The organism is Archangium sp. (assembly GCF_036389735.1).
Classification (GTDB): Bacteria; Myxococcota; Myxococcia; order Myxococcales; family Myxococcaceae; genus Archangium.
Genome location: NZ_DASVWK010000185.1, coordinates 1 through 4,739, shown reverse-complemented (window position 1 = coordinate 4,739; position 4,739 = coordinate 1). Strand labels below are relative to the sequence as shown.

General features: G+C 69.1%; 4 protein-coding genes. 1 reads left to right on the top strand and 3 read right to left on the bottom strand.

Features of this window, described 5'->3' with window-relative positions:
- A partial coding sequence (locus VF794_RS06880; RefSeq protein ID WP_331108384.1) for a P1 family peptidase occupies positions 1-821 on the bottom strand: 821 nt, incomplete at its 3' end.
- 32 nt (positions 822-853) lie between these two features.
- Positions 854-1,501: a TetR/AcrR family transcriptional regulator gene (locus VF794_RS06875; protein WP_331108383.1), complete on the bottom strand. Its 648-nt coding sequence runs from the start codon at positions 1,499-1,501 to the stop codon at positions 854-856.
- Between the two features lie 111 nt (positions 1,502-1,612).
- Between VF794_RS06875 and VF794_RS06870 the strand changes: the two genes are divergently transcribed.
- Positions 1,613-3,031 (top strand): type VI secretion system contractile sheath domain-containing protein, encoded by a 1,419-nt coding sequence (locus VF794_RS06870; protein ID WP_331108382.1) that lies wholly within the window; start codon positions 1,613-1,615, stop codon positions 3,029-3,031.
- 28 nt (positions 3,032-3,059) lie between these two features.
- Here VF794_RS06870 and VF794_RS06865 read toward each other — a convergent pair whose 3' ends face one another.
- A complete protein-coding gene (locus VF794_RS06865) occupies positions 3,060-4,517 on the bottom strand; it encodes a C39 family peptidase (RefSeq protein WP_331108381.1) in 1,458 nt (485 codons plus the stop codon).
- Positions 4,518-4,739: the final 222 nt, after the last annotated feature.

Sequence of the window (4,739 nt, the reverse complement as noted above, 5' to 3'; positions counted from 1 at the left end):
CGGTTGATTTGATGGCTCTGCAGCGGCGCGTCCGTGGCCAGCACCGCGATGATGGAGCCGTACGTCTGGCCGCGCCGGGGCAGGTGCTTGAACTTCTCGGCGAGCACCTCGCCCACGGGCAGGCCGCCCACGCGCAGGTTGTGCATCTTGCCGAAGTTGGACATGACGAGCACGCCCAGGGTGTAGCCGCCCAGCGCCTCGGGCAGCTTGCGCGAGGCGGTGCCGATGCCCCCCTTGAAGTCGCACGTCACCATGCCGGTGCCGCCGCCCACGTTGCCCTCGGCCACCGGGCCGGACTTCGCCCCGTTGATGGCCTCCCGGACGTGCTCGTTGCGCACGTGCCGGCCGGCGATGTCGTTGAGGTAGCTGTCGTCGCACTCGCCGACGATGGGGATGATGACGTCGTGCTCGTCGCCAATGCCCGGGTACTGCTCGACCATGTGGCGGGCCACCGCGTCGGACACCGCGCCCACGGACATGGTGTTGGTGAGGAGGATGGGCGTCTCGATGAGCCCCCACTCCATGAGCTGCGTCATGCCGGAGACCTCGCCAGCCCCGTTGAGCACGAAGCCGCCCCCGTTCATGCGCTCCATGAAGATGTTGCCCCGGTTGGGCATGATGGCGGTGACGCCGGTGCGCACGGGCCCATGACCGGGCCGCAGCGGCCCCTCGCCTCGGATGATGGTGCTGTGCCCGACGAGCACGCCCTCCACGTCGGTGATGGCGTTGTGCCGGCCCGTCTTGAAGCGACCCAGCGGAATGCCGAGCTCCCGGGCTCGGACGCGCTTCTCGGGGGACTCGGTCTCGGGGGGGTTGACCATGGGGCGCCAACCTAGCCGAGGTGGACTCGGGGTCAATCGCCCGTTGTGCGCACCAGCCCGCGCAGCAACAAACGGGTCTGCGCCTCGGCCAGCGCCTCGGCCTGGGGGACGGTGGAGATGCCCGAGGCCTCGAGCTTCCCGTCCACCAACAGCGCCGCCAGGCCATGGACCAGCGACCAGCACGTCAGCGCGAGCACCTGGGGCTGCCCCTCGCGCACCACGCCGGCCCGCTGGCAGTCGGAAATGGAGCCCACCAGCAGACCGAAGGCGTCGGCGTCCCCTTCCGACGCGCCCAGCTCCAGCGGCCGGGTGAAGTGGGGCCCGAACATCACCCGGAAGTGCGAGGGGTGCTCCATGGCGAACAGGACATAGGCCACGCCGCAGGCGCTCAGCCGTCCCTCGGGGGTCTCCTCCCGGGCCATGCGCGCCTTCATCCGGGCCGTCATGGCGCGGAAGCCCTGCTCGGCCACCGCCGCCAGCAGCGCCTCCTTGTCCGCGAAGTGCCGGTAGGGAGCCGCGTGCGTCACCCCCGCCCGCCGGGCCACCTCCCGGAGCGACAGGGCCCCGAAGCCCTCCTCCGCGATGAGGGCCAGCGAGGCGTCCAGCAGCGCCTGGCGTAGATCTCCGTGGTGGTAGCTGGGCTTCTCCGCCGTCTTCTTCCGGGGACTTCGGCTGGCCATGGTGCGAGGAATGTAGTCAGCGTCAACTTCCCTGTCACCCGGTTCCCCGGGCGCCCTCGCGGATGAGCCTGTAGGGTGTCGCGCTCCACCTCGAAGCCCGACGGGGGCCACATGGACGCAACCCATCCACCCGGCACACGCGTGCGCTGGCTCGTCGCCGGGGCCTTCCTTCCCTCTCCCTCGGGACGCCGGTTCCCGCTCACCGCGGACGCCTTCGCCGAGCACTTCGGACGCGCCGCGAGGGGCTTGAGCGTCACCGTCCAGGACCGCATCGGCTCCGGCGACGCGAGCACCTACGAGGTCTCCTTCGACGGGCTGGAGGGCTTCCGGCTCTCCCGGGTCGTGGACTCCCTTCCGGATCTGCGGGCCCTGCGCCACCTGCATGACGCGCTCTCCGGCGCGAGAACGCTCGGCCCCGAGGAGGCCACCCGCCTCAAGTCCGTCGTGGGCGGGGGGCGACTGGCCTTGAGCGTGGCCGAGGCCCTCCGCGGTGCACGCTCGCCCGAGGACGCCCGCCGCGCCGTGCTCGCCCGCATCGAGGAGGCCCTCTTCGCCACCGCGAGAGACCTCCTCGAGCACCCGCTGGTGAAGCGGTTGGAGTCCACGTGGCGCGGGCTGCACTGGTTGTGGACGCACTGCCCCGCCTCCGCCGGCATGGACATCGAGGTGCTGGACCTTGAGTCCCACCAGTTCCTGGAGGGCCTTACGCGGAGCCTCGACGTCCCGCCCCTCCAGCGGCCCGATGCGTGCTTCATCCTCGACGCGAGCGCCGACATGGACACCCTGCGGCGGCTGGCGGCCCTGGGCGAGGAGGCCTGGCTGCCCATGGTGGTGGCCGTGCCCAACGAGAAGACGGAGCCCCTGCCGGCGCAAGCGTGGAACGAGCTGCGTGCCGAGGAGACCTCGCGCTGGCTGTGCGCCGCGCTCAATCCCGTGGTGATGATGGCCGAGCAACAGGGGGAGGTTCGCCGCGAGTGCTTCGCCAGCCCCGTGCTGGCCGTGGCGGCGCTGCTGGCGGCCAGCTTCCGGGACACGCGCACCTTCGCCCGGGTCGTCGGGCCGGGCAGTGGGACACGAGCGCCCGCCGTGTGGCGGCCCCAGGGGGGCTCGACGGTGGCGACCGAGGAGGGCTTCTCGCTGCGAGAGCAGGAGCGGCTGGCCGCGCGGGGACTGTTGGGGGTGAGCGGCTGGTGGGACTCGGACTCGGTGCTGCTGACGAAGGCGCCCACCGTGTACGGAGGCCGGGATGCCACGGTGCTCCCGGCGCAGCTTCTCACGGGCCGAATCCTCCGCCTCGCCTTGGAGGTGACCGAGCGCATCCCCGCGGGCGCCAGCCCCGATGCGGTGGCCGCCGTCTTCACCCGGGCCGCGGAGACCTTCCTCTCCACCGGCACGGGGCGGAGCTGCCAGCTCCACGGACAGGTGGTGCCCACCGGGAACGGGACGAAGGGCGTGCACGTCCGGGCCTCGGTGCGGCCCGAGCTGGCGGGCACGCACCTGCAACTGGAGTTCACCCTGCCGCTGCGGTGATCGAACAGACTCCGAAGAATCTCAGGCCTTACGCCGCACGGCTCTTGGGCTGAGGCTGGAAGAAGGTGCGGAGCTCGCCCGTCGTGACGTAGTTCGAGGCGGCACCCGTCTTGGTGGTGGTTCGCAGGCGGGTACCATCCACGGTGAAGTGGAACTTCCTCCCGTTGGCCGGATCGTGGGCGCTGTAGACGGGACTGGTTCCCTTGAGGGACTTGCCGGTGATGGTCACCCAGTGGTCGGTGCCCCACCGTCCTCCCTTGGAGCCATCCTTGTAGTGCACCCCCACCACCACCGGACGGCCCTCGGCCAGCTCCTTGTCGACGGTGGCCAGAGACCAGGTCGGGTACGGATACGTTGCCTTGAGGCCCCGTGACTGCGCCGCCACCAACCAGTTCAGGCCATTGCCAGAATACCCACCGTGGCCGTCCAGGTACTCATCGAGTTGCTTCGGGTCGATGACGCGACCGGAGATCTTGCTGATGGCCATGGAGGTGGCCGTCATCGCGCAACCCGCCGTGCGAATGCGCAGATCATTGGCCTTGCCGAGGAAGAGCGGTCCCCAGGGCTCATCGGCCTGCCCGTACAACGGCACACCCTCAAGCTCCACCACGGACTTCGTCGGGAAGACGTCCTGCTTTGGCTTCTCCTTCGGGGTCGTGCTTCCAGTGCCCGACGTGCTGCTCGGCGCGCCCTTCTTGTTGTCCGCCAGGAACTGGGACAGCGCCGCCTGGGTTTGTGGTCCCAGGATGCCGACGCCTGTCTTCACCTGCTTGTCGGTCATGTACCCGTACCTGACGAGTAGCGCCTGCAGCTCCTTGACCACCTGGTTGTCCTGCGCGCCCCGGGAACCTGGAGTGGTGACCACGGACGTCGAGCCCCCAGTCGTGGACGTGGGCTTGTGGGTGGAGCCAGCGACCGTGCCCCCAGCGACATCGAAGTGCGGAGCCAACGTCTGCGCACGGGCCCACACGTCGCTGGAATAATCATGGTTGGCGGTGCCCCGATCCATGCCTTCCAACGTCCGCACGTTGGAGACACCGAAATTGTAGGCGGCCACCGCGCCGCGCAGCTGCTGCGCTTTCGCCCAGGTCGGGTGCTTGCTCTTCACCTGCTTGAAGAAGCTGCTGAGGATGTCGCCGGCCTGGTCGATGTGCTCACGGCTGAAAGGGCCACCCACCAGTTTGTGGGAGTCCTTGTTGATCTGCATGAGCCCGAAGTCAGCACCATTGGCCCCGAAGCCGCTCTTCTTGAGCTGGCTGCCGCCACGCGTCTCTCGGCTGGAGATGGCGGCCAGCAGCGCCGGGGGCAGACCGTACTTCTTGCCCACGGTGATGAAGGCCTCGGCGTACGGCTGCAGCTTGGGCAGGTCGGTCCTGGCCATCTGCTGTGAGGCCTTCACACCAGCGACCTTCAAATCGTCCTGCTTCGCGGTGACCGCCGAAGCGCCGGTGGTGGTGTGACTGAACAGGATCTCATTGAGTGACACGGGAGAGCCTCACATGAACGACCGCGGAAGAGTACCTGACCCGACACTCTGACAACTGAGGCCAGTCGTTGGCAAGACGCCCAAGGCACTCCCTACCTTGCACCTGCTCCAGCGTCTTCACCGCCCCAGGAGCCGTGTAGGCTGTGCCCATGAACGCCACCAGTACCGTGTTGCTTCTGGGCTTGCTGGGCGCTCCGCCCGCGGCCTCTACCGATCCGCTTT